This window comes from Streptomyces sp. NPDC005574 (assembly GCF_040605435.1).
Taxonomy (GTDB): Bacteria; Actinomycetota; Actinomycetes; order Streptomycetales; family Streptomycetaceae; genus Streptomyces.
Genome location: NZ_JBEXCW010000129.1, coordinates 1 through 17,398, shown reverse-complemented (window position 1 = coordinate 17,398; position 17,398 = coordinate 1). Strand labels below are relative to the sequence as shown.

Genomic DNA, 17,398 nt, shown 5'->3' with positions numbered 1-17,398 from the left:
GCCGGTGTGAGACCTCAACGGGAGTCCTCCCGGACGGGGCAGTCGGCTATGAAGCAGAAACCCCCACGGCGCGAGCCGTAGGAATCCCCCTCGTTTACGAGGGGGAGGAAGTCAAGACATTCGTTCCTCGCGGTCAGGCTTGACAGGCGTAGGACGTGAGGCGATCGGCGAGCGCGGTGACGAGGTCGCGCAGTTCATCGGGGCGCTCGATGACGAACGGCCGGTCGAGTGAGGCGAGTACCGGAGGCAACCAGTCGAGCCGCTCCGCCCGCAGCTCGACGCGCAGCCAGCGCTCGGTTGCCCGGTCCTCGCCTGCCACGGGCTCGGGCTGCTCCAGGCTCGCGACGCTGGCGGGAAGGTGGGCGCGGATCTGCCCGACCGTGCCGTGGATCCGCAAGGTCACCTCATGCCGGTACTCGGCCGTGGCGAACGCTGACAACACGCGCTGTGCCGGACCGGGACCCACGGGCGCTTCGAATGAGCCGGGCAGGGCCCGCGCGTCTGCGATGCGATCGAGCCGGAAGGTTCGGTCCTCGCCGATCTGGGCGTCCTTGCCCGTGACGTACCACCGGCCCGCATGGGCGACGATCCCGTACGCGTGCAGTGTGCGTTCGCTGCGCCGTCCGTCGCGGTCGGTGTAGCGGATCGAGACCGGTCGGCGGTGGCGCACCGCATCGGCGATGGTGAGCAGGACCTCGGCGTCCGGGGTGTCGAACTCGCCGGGCTGATCCGTGAAGGCGAGAGCTTCCAGGAGTGTGTCGAGCCGATGGGCGATGTGCTTGGGCAGCACCCGCCGGATCTTGGCCGATGCCGTCTCGCTTGCCGTGTGCTCCGTCGTCGTCAGCCCTGCTCGGCGGCCGGCGACCAGGCCGAGCAGCACGGCCAGCGCCTCGTCGTCGCTGAGCATGAGCGGAGGCAAGCGGTACCCGGGGGCGAGCCGGTAGCCGCCGTAGCGGCCGCGCAGCGATTCCACGGGCACGTCCAGGTCGATCAGCTGGTCCACATACCGCCGCACAGTGCGCCCTTCGACGCCGAGCCGGTCGGCGAGTTCGGCCACAGTCCGGGTGCCGCCCGACTGCAGCAGCTCCAGGAGGGTCAGCACGCGGGCGGTTGGTCGAGGCATGTTCGCACCCTAACGGGAATACAGGACCGATTCTGTCCACTATTTCTCCTAGCCTGCGACGTGCACGCCTCCAGCACAGCCAAGGAGATTCCCATGGACTTCGTCTCGATCCGCATCATCACCAGCGACGTAGCGCGCCTCGTCGAGTTCTACGAGCGAGCCACAGGAGCGCGGGCGACGTGGGCCACCGAGGACTTCGCCGAACTCAAGGCCTCGGGCGCCACCCTCGCGATCGCCGGCACCCGCACCGTCCCGCTGTTCGCCCCGGGCTCTGCCCGCCCGGCGGACAACCACAGCGTGATCACCGAGTTCCTCGTCGACGACGTGGACCGCGTTCACCAGAACCTCACCGGCTTCGTCACCGACTTCGTCACCGAGCCCACCACGATGCCCTGGGGCAATCGGTCGCTGCTGTTCCGCGACCCCGACGGCAACCTCGTCAACTTCTTCACCCCCGTCACCCCAGCGGCCATCGAAAAATTCGCACGCTGACGCCACGCACAGCCACTCACACGGGGGTCCTGAGATCCCAGGGCTCCCGGTGAACGCGGCCGCCGAGTCCAGGAGCGCCACCAGCACAGGACATCCGGACGCACCGCTGACGTGACAGGTCGGGTGCGGGGCTGCTCGCCCTGCGGGCGAATACTGCAACTCTCGCATACCGACACTCCACCAGTGCCGCCTCACCCACCACCTGACCATCACCTCGGCCCCGGCTACGGCAAACCATCCACACCCAGCTCCCCCGCTGACAGCAACGGGTGCTGTGGTCCCCTGTATTGCAGAGATCTTGCGGCAAAGCTGCGGCCAGGGCAGCAGCGGGTGCCCGGACGGGACAGCGTCAGGCGCTGCCTGTGGCAACGGCCGCGCGGAACTCCCGAGTCGGCGCTGCCAGCACAGGTACGTTCCGCCGATCGTGCCGCAGGCGCCCTCCCAGACGCGGTGCCCGGCGTGGCGCTCGTAGTCCGAGACCTACTTCGCGAGGCGGGGCTGCCCCGATGCCAGTCGGCGTCGCTGGAATCGGGGCTACGGGCGTGGGCGGGGGCGATGGTGGTTTCAGCTGAGTCGGTAGTTGAGGAGCGCGATGCGGCTGGGGGTGCAGCTGCGTGCTCGCTACTCGGTGTGCCGGACCGCCTTCTTCACCTCAAGCTCCACGCCGGCCCGCATCGCGCCCTGCTCTTTCGCGTGCACGGTGACTGCGCCCCGCACGTCCTGGGCCAGGTCGCGCCATGCCTGCCATGCGGTCTCGTAAGCGGACGGGTCACCTTTGCTGCGTAGGCCTTGTACGGTCGCGTGCGCCTGGTCGGCGGCGCGTTGCTTCTCCACGAGTTCTTCGAAGGTGTGTGCCACGTAGGGACCCTAAACCGTGCACGACCGGACCCCTCCCCGCGACGTGCGCAGCAGGGAGCTCGCTCGTCCATTCCTCGGTCGCGCCGTCGTCGCTCGCGAGCTCCCCGCACGAGACAGGCTGCTCAGCCTTGCGGTTCCTGCGGCTTGACGTCGAGCTCGCGCAGATTTTGGTCTTTGAGCTCGGTGCGAGCCTCCGTTCGGTGACCACGGGCGATGTAGTCCCGCACGACCGCCTCGATCGCGTCCTGGGGCGAGCCGATCCCCGCCAGGACCATCACTTCCACTACGAGTTCGGCGTCGAGACTGATATTGACCTTGGCCACTGTGCCCCCTCATCGCGTCGCAGCCGACGTTGGCCGCTCATGGTTCCGTACCACGCGCTGCGCCTGCACCACCTTGAACCACGACGAGCGCCGCGGCTGTGGCCAGGATGGCTTCCCCGCGCCCGCCCGCCATGATGCGGCGGCACAGGGCTTTGATCTGGGTGAGGGTGTTGACCTGTTCGTCGCTGACGACGATGGGGGCTGAGCGGACCCTGTCATCGACGCGAGTGATGCGGGACCAGTCCTCGGGGGTCGCGGTGCCGCTGCGCAGGTGGTGCAGGCCGACGCGATCAGCAAATCTGTGACATGCATGTCACAGATGCCACCTCAACAGCATGCGATGGGCGGCGGAACACGCTGCGATACCGCTGCACCGTTTTCCTCGCTAATCGCCCCTGTGCCGGTCCGCCGCCGCGGGTGCCGGTGCGGGCAGCGTCGTCGCCGTGAAGATGCGCCCTCACCGGTTCGGGCGGACGGTGGAGGGGTGGCACATCCACTCGTACCACCAGGAGAGACCCCGCCCGTCGAGGGCTCCATCGCGGAAGCGCATCAGGAGCGGCCGGATGGCGGGATCTGGGAACACCCCTATTTCTGGCTCGGGCTGGTCGTGATCGGCTCGCTGGTCGTCGCCGCGTACTTCGTGGCCAGGATCAGCGGCCTCTGACCTCTGGCTCGGCGCGTCGTCTGCGATTTCCTGGCCATGCGCTCTTGTCGCGCTCGACGCAGGGCAGCCCAAACGCCGCCTGCGACTCCCTCAGCCCGCGCCGGCGTCCCAGTAATCCGACGGACGTGGCGCGCCGGCAACTGCAGTGCCTACGGTGACGGTCACGGATCTCCTGGGATCCATCGCGCCCGGGGTGGGGAGGTCAAACCATGCCCCGGGTACGACCCCTGCACTCCGGCTCCCAGTGACCGATCCGGCTCACCCTTGCGGACGCCCACACCGAGGTCCTGCGCCTGGTCGGCTACGTCGACAAGGACGTCGCCTCCTGGTTCGGACAGACCAGCCGAGTGCTTGCCCGAGCTGCCGTGCACCCGGCCCGGGCAGGTCGCCGGCCCGGCCGGGAATCGAGAACGGCAGGCGCGGACGCTTCCAGCGCGGCGGCTTCCTCGCGGCAGAGCTTGCACAGGTCGTCCTTCGAGGGGGCCCGGCCGCTGGGGAAGATGCGGCACCCGCACTCGCCACATGAACCGCGCGGAGGGCCCTCCAGCTCAGGCGGGGCTGGCAGCGCGGCCGCGCACCCGTCGATCATCTGCTGGAGCTCGCAGTCCCGGCAGACGCCGGACGGACGGGGCCTCGGGGCACAGGTTATTGGTCCGGGCTCGCGGGCTGCGCGACCAGCACCTCGAATGAGTTCCACTTCATGAAACCTTCGCAGGCCAGCGCCTTGCTGTTACGGCGGGCGTGGGGCCCTGGACGCCGGGCCGGTGGTCAGATCCGCCAGGAGCGGATGCGGTCGGCCGCGTCGTAGCCGTCGGCACGGCCAGCGTCGATGTCGCGGGCAAGGTCGATCAGCCCCCCGTACGGCGGGTCGATCGCCTCGCCCGCGGCGTCCATGTACGACACGACGATCGCGGCGCCGTATAGGGCGTTGCGGACCGGGAGGGGTCGCAGCCGGATCACGGCGTGCATGAGCGCAGCGGCCCGCCAAGCGCTGTCCACCCTGACGCCGACCTGCGGAGTGTTGACGCGGTGCCGGGCGACGGCGGCCACGAGGTTGGAGAAGTCGTGGACCTCCGGTTGCTTGGGCAGCACCTCCGCCTGGCGCTCCAGCAGCCAGCGGATATCGATGTGGAGCTCCACGTCAGGCGGCCCGCCCCGGGAACTGGGCGGCGTCCCGACGAGCGGGGGCGTCGTCGGGGAACGCCGCGTCGAAGGCGTCCGCGTTGTCGGCGACGAACTGGCGGAAAACTCCTGCGGCGCCCTCGAGTCGGGGGTCGCGGACCGCGTTGCGGGCGGCCTCGGTGATGAGCGCGGTAACCGTGGTCCCCTCGGCCTCGGCCCGCTCCTGCAGCTGCGCGTGGAGGTCCTCAGGGACCCGGATCGTCACTGACTTCGCCATGCCACGACCGTACAGCAGGGCGTACAGCACGGGGGGAGGTTTCGGCAGAGACGGATCCGTCCCCTGGGCTCGCTCACGGGCGTCAGTGCTCACCGGCGTGCGCGCCACCCTCGCCCAATTACTAATCAGGGGCGGTTGGCCCCTTGCTGGGACGCGCTCCTAGCCGGCGGGCGTTCCCGCCGAGGCTTCCTCCAGCGCCCTGCGCAGCAGGCCGACGGTGGACGCCAGCTGCTCCAGCGAGTCGGCCGTCAGCAGATCGGCGAGCCAGGAGCGCAGCCCGTCCTCGAACGTGGGCGTGGCGGCGGCCAGCACCTTCCTGCCCGCGAGGGTCAGTTCCAGCAGGGAGGACCGGCGGTTGCTGGGATTGGGGCGCCGGACCACCCAGCCGGCGGCTTCCAAGCGGTCCACTGCCTTGCTGGTCGCCCCGACGGTGATGGCAGCCTCCTGGGCCAGGTCGTTGACCCGGCAGTCGTCCCGGCCGTCGATGATGCGCAGGAACTCGAACTGGCCCATCGTCAGCACGTGCTCGGCGCGCAGTCGTTCGCTCAGCGCGTTGTAGAGCCTGGTCTCGTAGCGGACCAGGTCCATGAACACCTGCGTGAGGTCGGTCACACTCTACTCCAGATTCGTAGGAATAATATTCCTTGGAATATAGTTCCTGGTGAAGAACAACGTCATCTGGAGGATCCCATGAGCAAGACGCAGCGCGCGACAGTGGACACCCTGATGCGGCAGGGACCGTTCGACGGCAGCCTCCCCCCGGAGCAACTGCGCAAGGGCTTCGAGGCCCAGATGACCTCAGGCCCGGCACCGACCGGGGTCACCGTCACCCCCTCCATCCTCGGCGGGCGTCCCGCCCTGACCGTCGAGCCTGAGAGCAGCCCCGTCACCGGGACGATCATCCACTTCCACGGCGGATGCTGGGTCTTCGGCTCACCCGCCACGGCCCTGCAACTCACCGCCTCACTGGTGCGCCGCACCGGCGTCCGCGCCATAACGGTCGACTATCGGCTCGCCCCCGAACACCCCTTCCCCGCCGCCGTCCACGACGGCCTCGCCGCCTACCGCGACCTCCTGGGCCAGGGCGTTCCGGCCGAGCAGATCGTCCTGGCCGGGGAGTCGGCCGGCGGCGGCCTCACCGTCACCACCCTGCTCACCGCCCGCGAGGACGGACTACCGATGCCGGCCGCCGCGGTCGCCTTCTCCCCGGCCCTGGACGCCACTCTCTCGTGCGAGAGCATGACCACCAAGCACGACGCCGACCCGCTCTTCACCCGCGCGGACCTGACCTCCGTCTTCGCCCACTACCTGGCCGGACAGGACCCCCACCAGCCGCTGCTGAGCCCAGCCATCCACGCCGACCTGACCGGGCTGCCCCCGCTCCTGCTCCAGGCCGGCTCCAACGAGGTCCTGCTGGACGACTCCACCCGGTTCGCCGTCCGGGCGGCCACGGCCGGGGTCGACGTCCAGCTCGACATCACCGCCGACGTCCCCCATGTCTTCCACGCCTTTGAGGGGCAGCTGGACGAGGCCGACGCGGCTCTCGACCGCGCCGCCCGCTTCATCAGCGCCGCACTGGCCCGCACCTAGTAGACCTCCTCCCCCAGGTAGCTCAGGGCTTCGCGGAAGTCATCGAGGGCGGGCCCGAACTCGCGAGCGGCGGTGTGGAAGGTCGATCGGTCTGTAAGGATCTGGGCCAGTACCGGGGCTCCGCATCTCGGATGGTGCTTCACCAGTCGGCGAGCCAGGCCCACCCCGTCATCGAAGAGGGAGCGCACTTGCTCCACGAACAGATGGGTACGGTGCTCCCAGTAGACAGCGGAGCGGACGGTAAGTACCCGGTGTAGCCGGACCAGTTCAGCCAGGTGCCGCTCCGGATCTTCGGCGGCTCGCGCAGCAAGGGCGTCCACCGCTTCGCGCAGAGTGGTGCGACTGTCGAAGTAGCGCCGTTTGGCATCAGGGGACCACTGCATAGGCGTAGTTCCCGAAGGCGGACGCGGTCCGCTGGCCGTCGGTGGCTCTCTGAAGGCGCCGGAGCAGGACAGCAGAACCGCCCAGTAGGACGCCTGATAGCCGCTCCAGGACTTGCGCTCGCCGGTGGCGGCCAGCTCCGTCAGCAAGGCCAGCGCCTCTTGCCGTACGGTGGCTGCCTGTTCGCCTCGGCCGCAGGTGTCGAGCATCTGCGCGTACCCGATCAGCGAGTAGAGGTGGCAGGCCATCGGGCCCCGGTCGTTCGCGGCCTCGACCGCTTCCATGCTGACGAGTGTCCCGAAGGCGGCGAGTGCTTCGCTGGACCGGCCTGCGTCATCGAGAGCGGCGATCCACTGCAGGAGTGACCAGGCGAGACTCCCACTGCCGGGCCCGTTGGGCAGGATCGCCGCGACCCATTCGGTGAGGGCATCGGCAGCCTCGGCATACCGGCCTTCCTCGGAGAGACCGGCAGCCCAGTCTCGCAGCCCTTGGACCGCGGGGCCTCCGGACAGTTCGGCCTGCGCACGGCCGATGGAGAGCATCTCGGCGCGCATGGCGAGCCCTTCGGCGCGGCGGCCAAGCGTGTACAGCTCTCTCTGGCACGTGTCGAGTGCCTCGTACAGAAGATCCGCACGGGCAGGTTCGGCCGGATCGATGTCCCGCGCCGCGGCCACTGCTTCCTCGCGCAGCGCGAGACAGGCCGGATGCTGCTGGCCGGAGCTGGAGTCGTAACTCAGGCGCTGCAATGCCTTGACCAGGCGGGGGAGGTAGGAGGCGGGACTGACCTGGGCGAGCACCCGGTATGCGTCGACTTCCTCGCGTGGCGTGCGGCGTCCTGACGCAAGCAGTATGTTCCGCGCCCGCAGGATGTCGTCCTGATCCACTTTTCCCGAGTGATTCATGACGGAGATTCTGGGCGTCTCGGAGAAGGCCGAACAAGCCTGGTGACCTGTGCCGTTCGTCCTACTGAAACAGCCTCTGACCTGTCATGATGGGTGTGCCCTGACATCCGCCAGAGTCTGCAGGAGATGGTCCTCGACAGGTTCGGCGACCACGTCGTCGTATGCGACGCCGACACCGACGTCGTGCCGGTCTTCATCGCCCACGGGCAGTGGGTCGGCATGGTGAACAACCCCTACGCCATCGTCATCGTCACCCTCATCGACATCCACGAGCGCGGGACCGGCGGTGACGCCTGATGCCGCCACCGCCACGCAGGCCCGGACCGTCCTGGAGCGGTTCCCCGCCGGAGGCCCCCGCGGCTCCTGGCCGGCCGAAGAGCACGCCGCCCCGCGCGCCCAAGCATCAACGCCCAGGTCGTGATGGACCTCGGTCGCGACCAGTTCCTCGTGGTCACCGACACCACCCCTCAGTAGCACCACCGCGAGCGCCGCGCGCGGACCCTCCCGGCCGGGCGCGGCGATCCGCCGTTCCCGCCGCGACCGCAGGGACCCCGAAGTCGAAGACGTCGATCAGCTGGGCGAGGACGCCACGCGGGAACAGCCATTTGCGCGCTCGGTAGCAGCCTCCGCTGGTTGCCCCATGAGATGGCGTGTTCAGCCCTTCGCCGGAAGCATCAGGCGGGTCAGGCTGCGGTCGTGCGGGCGGCTGAGCAGCAGCAGCGAGCAGGTGGCGCCGATCAGCGCGCAGAACATGTCCCACTGGGTGTCCCACACATCGCCCTGAGTGGCCAGGAACGCGTCGGCAGCCTGTCCGCCGATCACGGCCGCCGCCCACTCCAGCATCTCGAAGACCGCGCTGAAGGCGAGGCAGGCGCAGACGGTCAGCGGGGCGAGCCAGCGGCTGCCACGCAACGGCGAGGTGCGGACGAGGAGTTCCCGGACCAGGATCGCCGGGACGAACCCCTGCATGAGATGGCCGAAGCGGTCATAGGGGTTGCGCTCCAGGCCGAACCAGTCGCGCATCCATTCACCGGCAGGCACCTCCGCGTAGGTGTAGTGCCCGCCCACGACGAGAACCAGTGCGTGCACGGCCAGCAGACCGCACAGCAGGCCGCTCAGCGGGAACCGCTTGCGCAGCAGGACCAGCAGCGGCAGGCCCAGAATCACCCAGACCGTCTCCAGCAGCCAGGTGGTCGGGTCCTTGGCGCCCCACACGGACACACCGAGCGCCGCAGCGACCAAGAGCGCGAACACGGCGGGCAGCCGACGTCCGGAGTAGGCCGGTCGTGCGTCCGGCGACGGGATGACAGTCGGGTGGATGGCGGGCATCGCTGACTCCTCATGTCCGGGGGTGTGCCCTCATCCTTGGGCCCGCCGTGAACCCCCGGCATGAGTACGTGTACTCAACTGCGGTGTCTGAGTGCCCGGTCAGGGCCCAGCCCGCATCCGTCATCTCTCGGAGATGGACCCTCCCTGTCGTCTCGAGGCCAGCTGTTCTGCTATCTCCTTGATCCAAGCATTGGTCTTCGCCGGGTCATTGAGGGTGTCTGTCCAGGCGTCCGGGTCCCGCCCTTGCCCTGCTCCTGCTGGCCGGCTGGACTGCCCTGATCTGACGGTCTTCCGTCCCGCCCCGCCCACGCTGCCACTGACGGGCGAGCCCCGGCGATGGACCGGATGGCCGGGGCCTGCACTCCCGGAGGGAGCTCCACATGACCGAGACCCTGAACCTGCCGTTACGCCCCTACGCGGCGGACTCGCCGCTGGCGCACCTGGTCGACATGGCGCAGGCCGTCGGTGCACCCACCGCTGACGAACAGCGCGAGGACGCGATCACCGCTGCCGCGCACTACGTGTACATGGCCTACACGGACACCCTCGGCACGGTGCTGGAGGCGATGGACTGGCACGGCCACCCGTCCCAGCGGCGCGCCGCGCTCGGGATCCTGGGAGGCGAGCGCGGTGGCCTGGCTGGACGGCGGGCTGTAGGTGCACCACACCCTGCACCTCAGCGAGGAAGACGCCACCCGCGATGTTCTGACGCTGATCGTGCCGTGCACCTGCGGCCGCGGCTATGCCGACATCACGCTCGACGGTGAGGAGATGCTGTGGGAGATCCTCGCGGAGCTCGCCGGCGGGAAGGGGCGTGAGCGCCTGCCGGGGTAGCGCGCAACCACCGCGGTGGCGGGTCTCCTGCACCAAACCCGGCACAATGACTGCAAGAGTCATCCGCATTTATGCAAGTTTGTCTGTTTGCCTCCCATGTGGAGGGTTAGTCGTTCGGGGAGCAAAGGAGAGCCCGAATGATCACGCATGAGCAGATACCCACAGTGCTTGACCACCCCGTCTATGACAGCGATGGCAACAAGATCGGTGATGCCAAGCACGTCTATCTCGACGATGTGACCGGTGAGCCGGAGTGGGTCAGCGTCAAGACCGGCTTGTTCGGCACCAGTGAGTCCTTCGTGCCCATCCATGAAGCGGCCATGGTGGAGGACCACCTCGAGGTGCCCTACGCCAAGGACGCCATCAAGGACGCACCCAACGTCGATGTCGACGCGGGCGGCCACCTGTCCGAGGCCGAAGAGCACCGCCTGTACGAGCATTACGGCATCGACTGGGACGCCTCCTGGCAGCAGGCCAACCAGCCAGGGGCGGGCGGCTGGGCCCGCACCGGCACCGGCACCGGCACCGGCACCCGCACCGGCACTGGCACTGGCACTGGCACTGGCACTGGCACCACAGGGCAGGAAACGCCCGCCGCAGGCACCGAGCGGACCGGCGATGACGCGATGACCCGCTCGGAGGAGCGGATGCACGTGGGCACCGAGCGCCGGGAGGCCGGCCGCGCGCGGCTGCGCAAGTACGTCGTCACCGAAGAAGTGCAGCAGACCATTCCCGTGCGGCACGAGGAGGTCCGCGTCGAGCGGGAGCCGATCACCGACGCCAACCGGGGCGCCGCCATGTCCGGCCAAGAGATCTCCGAAGCCGAACATGAGGTCATCCTGCACGAGGAGCGCCCCATGACGCAGACCGAGACCGTCCCCGTGGAACGGGTCCGCCTGGGCACCGAGGAGGTTACCGAAGAGGAGACCGTCCGCGGCACGGTACGCAAGGAGCAGATCGACACCGACACCGGGAAGAACACAGACCGCTGAGCGACGCGACGCACGCATAAGGAGAGGGCCGGTAACCTCCGCGGTACCGGCCCTCTCCTCACGCCTCTCTGCCACGGTGACGCCCGGCCCACTCCGCAACCGCCGATCAGTTCTCTGAGGCAATCCGCCAGGCCCGCCCAGCGCGGGGCTGCCGTACGCCAGGCAACGATCACCTGCTGGGCCAGAGCAGCTACAGCGGCCCAGTGTCACAGTCAGCTCAGGGATGGCCACGGCGCCGCCCGGCCGCGCCCGCACCCACTGCCAGCGCACAGAAAGGACGTCTCGAGATAGCCGTTGGCTCGTTCGACCAGGCTCTTGGCCTCGGGATCCCGGGGCTTGCATAGCAGGACCTTGATGCCCAGCAGTCTGGCGAACGCAGCGAAGTGATCCGTGAGTTGGGGTCCGCCGGACCGCCACGGGCCGACGGCTCCTTCGTAGTCCCAGACCAGCACCCGTGGGACGGCGCCCAGCTCGGTCAGCAGCCGCCGGTGTCCGGTAGACCTGGAAGCCGGTCCTCGACGCCTGCGGCTTCCCGCCCACATGATCCGCTGCACTCGACTACTCGACCTGGTCAACGCCATGAATCCCAAACTCGTCGCCGCCGCCTCGGCATGGACCCCGAAACCATGATCTATCTCGCCGACCACGTCGATCCGGGCCGGCTTCCCCAGGAAAGGAACCCCTTTCGAAGTAGCCGACTCACCGTCATGGAGTGTCACCATGGCGTTCTGAGTGCAGCTCTCGTCGGGACTGGCGACAGGCGGCTCGTGACCGCCGGAGGGCACACAGCCTTACCGGCCCCCGGACCAGGCACCTAATACTCAAACCGGGTGAACCGGCCAGCGATCATGATCGTATGAACCCCAGACCCTCCCCTCGCCCAGGTGTGTAGACGCCCGGTGGTGTCGTACCTGCCGAGCAGCAGACTGCGGGAGCAATCGATGTCTGTCAGCGGCCGACGGCAAGCACGCTGAGCCTGTCCCCGATCACGGAGACACCGGGGCGGGGTTCGTTCGCGTAGTACCAAGGCTTACGTCGCCGCATCAGCGCCTCGCCGTGCTCAGTCCAGGTGAATCCGGGCTTCCGCAACAGTTTCCGGAATACAGCGTCGACTGTCTGCGGATGAGCGGCGGCCAGTCGGCGGATCGGCAGCGGCGCGATCGACTCCTCGCGCAGGTACGTACGCAACAAGTCCTGGTGCCTGCGGCCCGCGAGCGCCGGCTCCACAAAGAGCTCCCGCAGCATTCCGTAGTCCGCGTAGAAATTGAGCCCGTCGACCTCGTCGTAGATGACACCGATGCTGTCCGAGTCCGCCAGTTCTCGCGGTAGCTCGAAGAAGCGCAGATCCGAGCCCGCCCGCCTGCCTCGGGCACGGTCGGGCTGTCGGGCAAGGGCGGCCTCTTGGCGATGACGGTAGTAGGCGTTGAGAAGGTCCTCGGCTTCGGCAGGCAAAAGGACCAGTTCGTCGCCGCCGCAGAACTCGACGAACGCGGCCCGGTCCTGCCGCATCTGCTGCCAGCCCTGCTCGATCTTCACGGGATTGCGGAAGACCAGTTCAGGCTGGCTGGTGGCCAGACCGATAGCAGCCTGGGCAATCTCGCGGGCACTGGACTTGGGGTAACTCGACATCGCCCCGGACACCAGCCACGGCCCGCCGGCCGAGTGGACGGGTACGAGGCAGGTGTGCAGGAAGCTCCCCTTGGACACTCCACGAAACGCCGCCGGTCCCGCATTGGAGTACGTGCGGTACTCCAGGTCGTCGACCAGGTTCAGCAGGACGACGGCGTCCCCCTCCTTGCACTGGATCTCGAAGATGCCCTCGACCGGATCACGCCAACCCAGCAGCATCTCCCGGTCGACCGCAGTCAAGTCCTTACGTCCCGCGACGAAACGGTCCACCACACTCGAACCGTCCGGCAGGCGGTACCGCAGGATGAAGTGGTCCATGAGCCGGATCGCCTCGCCCTCATCCAACTGCCGTTCAGGACCGGCCGCTTGGAGGAGGAGGGGCGTCAACCAGCGGTCGAAGCGGGCGCTCTGCCCGAAAGCGACCAGCTGCCCTTTCAGCTCGGCACTACGCTTGATCAGGTCGGTCAGCGACGGTCCGCCGCCGCCCTGCTGCCTGCCCTGTACGGCGTCAGCCACATTCAGCCCTTTCACACAATCCGGTTCCGCGAGAGGTGTGAGGTGACCCATCCTCAACCGGCCCAGTGACGGTATGCCTCGATCCACTCCGCACCCTCGGGCGCCGGGCTGGGCAACGGCAGTTCCAGGACCCCGATCGTTTGCCGCATGCCGCCGCGAGAGCACAGGGCCACGATCCTGCCGTCCGGTGTGAGGTCGATGCCGTCCACGGACACCTCCACGCCGACAACCGCGGTGGTGAAAGGCAAAGCGAGGTATTCCTCAAGCATGGTGAACAGACCGGTCACCTGCTCGTCATCGTTGTAGGCATCAACAGTCGCCTCTTCGATCATGGCCTCGAGCTCGGCCGCCTGCAACACACCCATGGGACAACACTAGCGACCTTCGAGCTGGCACCGAGCGACCATGGCGCTGCTGGTCAAGTGGGAGGTAACCGTGCAGAGCCCGGAGGACGTACTGCTCGCCGTCCTCAACAGCACACCCGTGGACGGCCGAAGCACCGACGAGCTCGTCGGGCTCGACGGTCGAGCGCGGCTGCGCACTTTGGGCGGGAGCGGGACCGTACGCGAGTTCGCTCAGGTCCGGGCAGTCCGAGATGCGCTACAGGCGCTGCGCTGCGCCTGCCAACGGACGGTCCATGGGCGAGTGGAGAAGCTCGCTGACGCAGCCGAGTGGGAGCAGTGTCCTACCGCGGTCTCTCGCCGACCTGCCGCTCAGCGAGGTCGTGGATCTCCTGGCCCATGACGGGTTCGGTGGCACACGGCTGGTGGGAGGCGCCTGAGACCTTGGCGTGGACGTCACCGCCCGCGACCCCGACGGTCAGCTCGCGATCTCACAATGTAATCAGTTCAAGGTCCCGGTCGGCACGTACAGAGTTCAACAGGACGGCACGCCTCCACCACGGAGCCGACATCCCCATCATGATCGGCCTCGACGGCTTCACCCATCCCGCCACCGAATTCTCCGCACACTACGAACTCCTCCCCATGGGCCGTCCCGGAGCGAGGAGATGGGCCCACGGCCAGCACTTGTACGACGTCCTGGGCATCCCCCAGCAAACCCAGTGAGCCGTACGCACGATGAACGGCGCCGTCACCGCGCGATGAACGGCGCCGTCACCGCGCGATGCGCATCATGTGGTTCGCGCTGTGAAAGACGAGCAGCGCCACGTGATCGGTCATCGGCACCCATCTGGTCGGGCATACGCGGTGTGCTGGTGGCTACCCGTCCAGCGCAGGGTTCGGCAGCGAGCCCGGCGGGGAGTCCTCCGCACTGGGGCTTGATCGCGGAGGACTCCCGTACTGTGAGGTCGGCTCGGGCATCGGATGGATGTGGGCAGGGAACAAACTCGGGTCCCGACCTGCCCACCGTCTCGCAAGAAGATCGGCGCACACCGGCCGCCGACCGGCGCAGACAGCGCGTCCTGGACCTCCTTCACGCAGAACCCAACCGCCAGTGGCACACCCGCGGCCTCGCCCGCCACCTCGGCGGCATCACCCTCGGCACGATGTATCGACAGATCGACATATGGGCCGCGCACGGACTCATCACCAAGACCGACCCCGCCACCTACAGCAGTCCGAGAACTCGCTCAACCATCCTGACCAGCGGAAACACGTCCAATACCCGGCTTTGAGTCAAGCCCCAGGATCCCGGCAGCAGGCCAGGTCTGCGGGGCCAGGATGCAGCGGCGGTGGATGGGGCCGTCGCGGTCGGAGACCGGTGTCCACATGCCGTTTCTCTCACCTGACTGGAAAATCGGCTGTACCTGCTGTGGAACGTCGCCACTGAAAGGTGCCAACAATGGGAGAGCACGTCCTTGAGCCACAGGCTCAGGAGATCGCGGACGCGACAGCGAACCCGCCCTTCCCCTACGAACTCGGTCCGGAGGGCGCCCGCAAAGTACTCGACGACATCCAGGCTGCCCCAGTCCACAAGGTTGAGGTAGGTGAGGATAAGTGGATCACCGTCCCGGCAGAGGTGGGAGACGTCCAGGTCCGCCTGCTCAAGCCGCTGGGTGCCGAGGGTCCTCTACCGGTCATCCTCTATATCCACGGGGGTGGATGGATCCTGGGCAACTCCGGCACACACGACAGACTCATCCGTGAGCTGTGCGACGGTACGAAGGCCGCGGTTGCCTTCGTCGAGTACGACCGCTCCCCCGAAGCCCGCTACCCGGTAGCGATCGAGCAGGCCTACGCGACCGCCCAGTGGATCACTAGGAACGGGGCGGACGAAGGACTCGACGCAAGCCGTATGGCGGTCGCCGGTGACTCGGTCGGCGGGAACATGACGGCCGCGGTCGCGATCATGGCCAAGCAGCGGCTCGATGTGCGTTTCGTCCATCAGTCGATGTACTACCCGGTGACGGATGCCGCGCAGGACACCGACAGCTACCGCGAGTTCGCGGATGGCCCCTTCCTCACGGCGAAGTCCATGGAATGGTTCTGGGACGCTTACATCCCCAACAGCGGCGAACAACGTAGCGAGATCACGGCGTCGCCACTCCGTGCCACAACGGAAGAACTGGCGGGTCTGCCGCCGGCCCTCGTCATCGTCGACGAAAACGACGTGCTACGTGACGAAGGCGAAGCCTATGCGCGCAAGTTGACCCAGGCCGGTGTTCCCACGACCAGCGTCCGCTACAACGGCATCATCCACGACTTCATGATGCTCAACCCCGTACGACCGACCAACGCCACCACCGCCGCCGTGGAGCAGGCGATTCGCGTCCTGCGAAAGGCGCTCAAGAACGGCTGAGCGCTTCTTGCCCAGTGCTGGATTCCTCAAACGGCGTACCCATATCGGCGTCGTACATGTGGGTGGCGTGTTCGCTCTCTACAGGTCCGGCGAAGGACTGGCCGGCGAGGGCGGCTGTGCGGAAGATGCGCCACCAGCCCTCCTGAAGGGTGCGCCAGCAGACGCCAACGGGAACGAGGACGTGCCGGATGTGGGATGGTCCTCCAGCCAGGTCCGGATGGACAGGCTGTTGTGCGACGACAGGTTGTCGGTGACGACGTAGATGTCTCCGACGGGTTTGGCTGCCTCCTCGATCTTCTGAAGAACCGCTGGTGGAAACGCTGTTGCGGGAGGAAGCCGCATGGTGATCTCGTGTCCGTCCCGCACTCGCAGGGCGCGCAGACCCGGAACTTCTTCGGCCCGCGGCCGTATTCGACCTCGGACTCGACTCGGTGTCCGTCCGGCGACCAGCCCGGCGCCGGCGGGAACGTGCGCGGGAGCACCGCTCCAAGCTCATCGGCGCAGTCGACCGTCGCGCCGTCTGGCGTGCAGGTGTAGAGCTCGATGATCCTGTTCCTTTCCCTCGCCAGTCGGTGTCCGTCGATCTCGTCCAGGAGTGGGTACGGCGCCAGCGCACCCCTCGGCCAGCAGCATTCCGGCGGACCTGGCTTCGGCCGATCTCGATACCTGGGCGTCTTGCCTCGGCGGCCGGCGCGTCGAGGGTCCACTCCGGCGGCCAGACATGGAGGCCGACAGTCACATCGAGGTTCACCGCATCCGTGTCGTTGGCCGCCCCCACACCCGGCAGCGTGCCCACTTCCACGCCGTGCGTCGCGCTACGACCGGCGCCTTGTGGTGTGCATGGCAACACTTCCAGGGCCTTGGTCGCCCGGCCGCCGGCGAGGCAGCCGCAACGACGTGGTGATGATGCCCAGGCAGGTGGTGCGCGCCTTGAGGAAATCTGCGTCGGACTCTTGGCCGACCACCGCGACCTGCGCGGTCACCAAGTCGGGGTCACCAGAGCGGCTACGGACTCTCCGGCCCTGAGCCTCGTGAGCAACTCGTCCGGGTCGAAGGGGACGCCGGCGGGGTTCCTCCGGAAGGACTCCGACTCGATGAAGGCGGTGTGTTCCTCCGCCGTGTCGAAGTTGTCGATCTGCAGCTCGATGTTGTTTCCGTCGGGGTCGGCGTAGTACAGCGAGGTGGTGGTCCCGTGGTTGATCACCGTGACCGGCTTGACCCCACCTTCCGCAAGCCGCTCGTAGGTCTCGAGAAGATCGAGCAACGACCCGTAGGTGAACGCGATGTGCATCAGGCCGTGCGGCGGCAGGGTGGACAGGTCGGCAGGGAGCGCGGCCGTGCCCGAACCCACGAACTCCCCAGCGAATTCCCCGAGGCTTTCACCGCCGTGCTCCGCCGTGAGTTCCGCCATCCCGTCGGGGTCCGTCAGTGCGATCCTGTGGTGCTCGTCGTCGTACGTGAGGAACGCCACCGCGGGGTTCTCGTGTACGACCCGCGCCTGCAGCACATCTACGCTGTCGTCGATGCCGGCCCGGCGGCAGCGGTCCCGGTCATCCGTCCAGGAGGTGGGCAGATACAGACGGCGGTCGATCAGCGTGCGTCCGCG

General features: G+C 67.9%; 20 protein-coding genes and 2 pseudogenes. 9 read left to right on the top strand and 13 right to left on the bottom strand.

Annotated elements, in window-relative coordinates; genetic code table 11:
• Positions 1 to 133: 133 nt before the first annotated feature.
• The gene (locus tag ABZT03_RS39370) at positions 134 to 1,123 is read right to left on the bottom strand and encodes a YafY family protein (RefSeq protein WP_356048355.1); all 990 of its coding nucleotides are present in this window, start codon (positions 1,121 to 1,123) and stop codon (positions 134 to 136) included.
• A 93-nt stretch (positions 1,124 to 1,216) separates the two neighbouring features.
• On the opposite strand from ABZT03_RS39370, the gene ABZT03_RS39365 reads away from it, so the two are divergent.
• Positions 1,217 to 1,615: a VOC family protein gene (locus ABZT03_RS39365; RefSeq protein WP_356048353.1), complete on the top strand. Its 399-nt coding sequence runs from the start codon at positions 1,217 to 1,219 to the stop codon at positions 1,613 to 1,615.
• Between the two features lie 621 nt (positions 1,616 to 2,236).
• Here ABZT03_RS39365 and ABZT03_RS39360 read toward each other — a convergent pair.
• The 3 genes from ABZT03_RS39360 to ABZT03_RS39350 all read right to left on the bottom strand — a co-directional run bounded on the left by ABZT03_RS39360 (position 2,237) and on the right by ABZT03_RS39350 (position 3,076).
• On the bottom strand, positions 2,237 to 2,473 hold the full coding sequence (locus tag ABZT03_RS39360; RefSeq protein WP_356048352.1) for a hypothetical protein: 237 nt from the start codon (positions 2,471 to 2,473) through the stop codon (positions 2,237 to 2,239).
• 122 nt (positions 2,474 to 2,595) lie between these two features.
• Entirely contained in the window at positions 2,596 to 2,796 is a 201-nt protein-coding gene (locus tag ABZT03_RS39355) for a type II toxin-antitoxin system VapB family antitoxin (protein WP_356048350.1), read from the bottom strand.
• 37 nt (positions 2,797 to 2,833) lie between these two features.
• Positions 2,834 to 3,076 (bottom strand): hypothetical protein, encoded by a 243-nt coding sequence (locus tag ABZT03_RS39350; RefSeq protein WP_356048359.1) that lies wholly within the window; start codon positions 3,074 to 3,076, stop codon positions 2,834 to 2,836.
• Positions 3,077 to 3,280: 204 nt separating this feature from the next.
• Between ABZT03_RS39350 and ABZT03_RS39345 the strand changes: the two genes are divergently transcribed.
• Entirely contained in the window at positions 3,281 to 3,460 is a 180-nt protein-coding gene (locus ABZT03_RS39345; protein ID WP_356048348.1) for a DUF6480 family protein, read from the top strand.
• 768 nt (positions 3,461 to 4,228) lie between these two features.
• Here ABZT03_RS39345 and ABZT03_RS39340 read toward each other — a convergent pair.
• From ABZT03_RS39340 to ABZT03_RS39330, 3 genes are all read right to left on the bottom strand, one after another.
• Positions 4,229 to 4,600, bottom strand: coding sequence for a toxin Doc (locus ABZT03_RS39340; RefSeq protein WP_356048347.1), 372 nt, complete (start codon positions 4,598 to 4,600; stop codon positions 4,229 to 4,231).
• A gap of 1 nt (position 4,601) precedes the next feature.
• Positions 4,602 to 4,859 carry a ribbon-helix-helix domain-containing protein gene (locus tag ABZT03_RS39335; RefSeq protein WP_356048345.1) on the bottom strand — a complete coding sequence of 86 codons (258 nt, stop codon included), beginning with the start codon at positions 4,857 to 4,859 and terminating at the stop codon, positions 4,602 to 4,604.
• Positions 4,860 to 5,018: 159 nt separating this feature from the next.
• On the bottom strand, positions 5,019 to 5,471 hold the full coding sequence (locus ABZT03_RS39330; RefSeq protein WP_356048343.1) for a MarR family winged helix-turn-helix transcriptional regulator: 453 nt from the start codon (positions 5,469 to 5,471) through the stop codon (positions 5,019 to 5,021).
• A 78-nt stretch (positions 5,472 to 5,549) separates the two neighbouring features.
• Between ABZT03_RS39330 and ABZT03_RS39325 the strand changes: the two genes are divergently transcribed.
• Positions 5,550 to 6,449: an alpha/beta hydrolase gene (locus ABZT03_RS39325; protein WP_356048341.1), complete on the top strand. Its 900-nt coding sequence runs from the start codon at positions 5,550 to 5,552 to the stop codon at positions 6,447 to 6,449.
• On the opposite strand, the gene ABZT03_RS39320 is transcribed toward ABZT03_RS39325, so the two are convergent.
• Positions 6,446 to 7,732 carry a hypothetical protein gene (locus ABZT03_RS39320; protein ID WP_356048340.1) on the bottom strand — a complete coding sequence of 429 codons (1,287 nt, stop codon included), beginning with the start codon at positions 7,730 to 7,732 and terminating at the stop codon, positions 6,446 to 6,448. The genes ABZT03_RS39325 and ABZT03_RS39320 overlap by 4 nt on opposite strands.
• A 126-nt stretch (positions 7,733 to 7,858) precedes the next feature.
• Here ABZT03_RS39320 and ABZT03_RS39315 point away from each other — a divergent pair, with 126 nt between their 5' ends.
• Positions 7,859 to 8,029 carry a hypothetical protein gene (locus tag ABZT03_RS39315; protein ID WP_356048338.1) on the top strand — a complete coding sequence of 57 codons (171 nt, stop codon included), beginning with the start codon at positions 7,859 to 7,861 and terminating at the stop codon, positions 8,027 to 8,029.
• Positions 8,019 to 8,206: pseudogene (locus ABZT03_RS39310) on the top strand (hypothetical protein). Before ABZT03_RS39315 ends, ABZT03_RS39310 begins: the two are co-directional and overlap by 11 nt.
• A 180-nt stretch (positions 8,207 to 8,386) precedes the next feature.
• On the opposite strand, the gene ABZT03_RS39305 reads toward ABZT03_RS39310, so the two are convergent.
• The gene (locus ABZT03_RS39305; RefSeq protein ID WP_356048336.1) at positions 8,387 to 9,061 is read right to left on the bottom strand and encodes a DUF2238 domain-containing protein; all 675 of its coding nucleotides are present in this window, start codon (positions 9,059 to 9,061) and stop codon (positions 8,387 to 8,389) included.
• Between the two features lie 657 nt (positions 9,062 to 9,718).
• Here ABZT03_RS39305 and ABZT03_RS39300 point away from each other — a divergent pair.
• Entirely contained in the window at positions 9,719 to 9,895 is a 177-nt protein-coding gene (locus ABZT03_RS39300; protein ID WP_356048334.1) for a hypothetical protein, read from the top strand.
• 137 nt (positions 9,896 to 10,032) lie between these two features.
• Entirely contained in the window at positions 10,033 to 10,887 is an 855-nt protein-coding gene (locus ABZT03_RS39295; RefSeq protein ID WP_356048333.1) for a PRC and DUF2382 domain-containing protein, read from the top strand.
• Positions 10,888 to 11,156: 269 nt separating this feature from the next.
• On the opposite strand, the pseudogene ABZT03_RS39290 reads toward ABZT03_RS39295, so the two are convergent.
• The 3 genes and pseudogenes from ABZT03_RS39290 to ABZT03_RS39280 all read right to left on the bottom strand — a co-directional run.
• Positions 11,157 to 11,372, bottom strand: a pseudogene (locus tag ABZT03_RS39290) (IS21 family transposase); the annotation flags it as partial.
• Between the two features lie 463 nt (positions 11,373 to 11,835).
• Positions 11,836 to 13,032 carry a hypothetical protein gene (locus tag ABZT03_RS39285; RefSeq protein ID WP_356048331.1) on the bottom strand — a complete coding sequence of 399 codons (1,197 nt, stop codon included), beginning with the start codon at positions 13,030 to 13,032 and terminating at the stop codon, positions 11,836 to 11,838.
• A gap of 53 nt (positions 13,033 to 13,085) precedes the next feature.
• A complete protein-coding gene (locus ABZT03_RS39280) occupies positions 13,086 to 13,397 on the bottom strand; it encodes a hypothetical protein (RefSeq protein ID WP_356048329.1) in 312 nt (103 codons plus the stop codon).
• 555 nt (positions 13,398 to 13,952) lie between these two features.
• Here ABZT03_RS39280 and ABZT03_RS39275 point away from each other — a divergent pair.
• A complete protein-coding gene (locus ABZT03_RS39275; RefSeq protein ID WP_356048327.1) occupies positions 13,953 to 14,099 on the top strand; it encodes a hypothetical protein in 147 nt (48 codons plus the stop codon).
• Positions 14,100 to 14,835: 736 nt separating this feature from the next.
• A complete protein-coding gene (locus ABZT03_RS39270) occupies positions 14,836 to 15,792 on the top strand; it encodes an alpha/beta hydrolase (protein ID WP_356048325.1) in 957 nt (318 codons plus the stop codon).
• A 979-nt stretch (positions 15,793 to 16,771) separates the two neighbouring features.
• Here ABZT03_RS39270 and ABZT03_RS39265 read toward each other — a convergent pair.
• Positions 16,772 to 17,299 carry a VOC family protein gene (locus tag ABZT03_RS39265; RefSeq protein ID WP_356048357.1) on the bottom strand — a complete coding sequence of 176 codons (528 nt, stop codon included), beginning with the start codon at positions 17,297 to 17,299 and terminating at the stop codon, positions 16,772 to 16,774.
• Between the last annotated feature and the right edge of the window lie 99 nt (positions 17,300 to 17,398).

Excerpts from the sequence above, each read along its gene's own strand:
- ABZT03_RS39370 (WP_356048355.1), bottom strand. The coding sequence starts at position 1,123 with ATGCCTCGACCAACCGCCCGCGTGCTGACCCTCCTGGAGCTGCTGCAG.
- ABZT03_RS39305 (WP_356048336.1), bottom strand. The coding sequence starts at position 9,061 with ATGCCCGCCATCCACCCGACTGTCATCCCGTCGCCGGACGCACGACCG.
- ABZT03_RS39365 (WP_356048353.1), top strand. The coding sequence starts at position 1,217 with ATGGACTTCGTCTCGATCCGCATCATCACCAGCGACGTAGCGCGCCTC.
- ABZT03_RS39295 (WP_356048333.1), top strand. The coding sequence starts at position 10,033 with ATGATCACGCATGAGCAGATACCCACAGTGCTTGACCACCCCGTCTAT.
- ABZT03_RS39320 (WP_356048340.1), bottom strand. The coding sequence starts at position 7,732 with ATGAATCACTCGGGAAAAGTGGATCAGGACGACATCCTGCGGGCGCGG.
- ABZT03_RS39325 (WP_356048341.1), top strand. The coding sequence starts at position 5,550 with ATGAGCAAGACGCAGCGCGCGACAGTGGACACCCTGATGCGGCAGGGA.
- ABZT03_RS39270 (WP_356048325.1), top strand. The coding sequence starts at position 14,836 with ATGGGAGAGCACGTCCTTGAGCCACAGGCTCAGGAGATCGCGGACGCG.
- ABZT03_RS39275 (WP_356048327.1), top strand. The coding sequence starts at position 13,953 with ATGATCGGCCTCGACGGCTTCACCCATCCCGCCACCGAATTCTCCGCA.
- ABZT03_RS39315 (WP_356048338.1), top strand. The coding sequence starts at position 7,859 with ATGGTCCTCGACAGGTTCGGCGACCACGTCGTCGTATGCGACGCCGAC.
- ABZT03_RS39280 (WP_356048329.1), bottom strand. The coding sequence starts at position 13,397 with ATGGGTGTGTTGCAGGCGGCCGAGCTCGAGGCCATGATCGAAGAGGCG.
- ABZT03_RS39335 (WP_356048345.1), bottom strand. The coding sequence starts at position 4,859 with ATGGCGAAGTCAGTGACGATCCGGGTCCCTGAGGACCTCCACGCGCAG.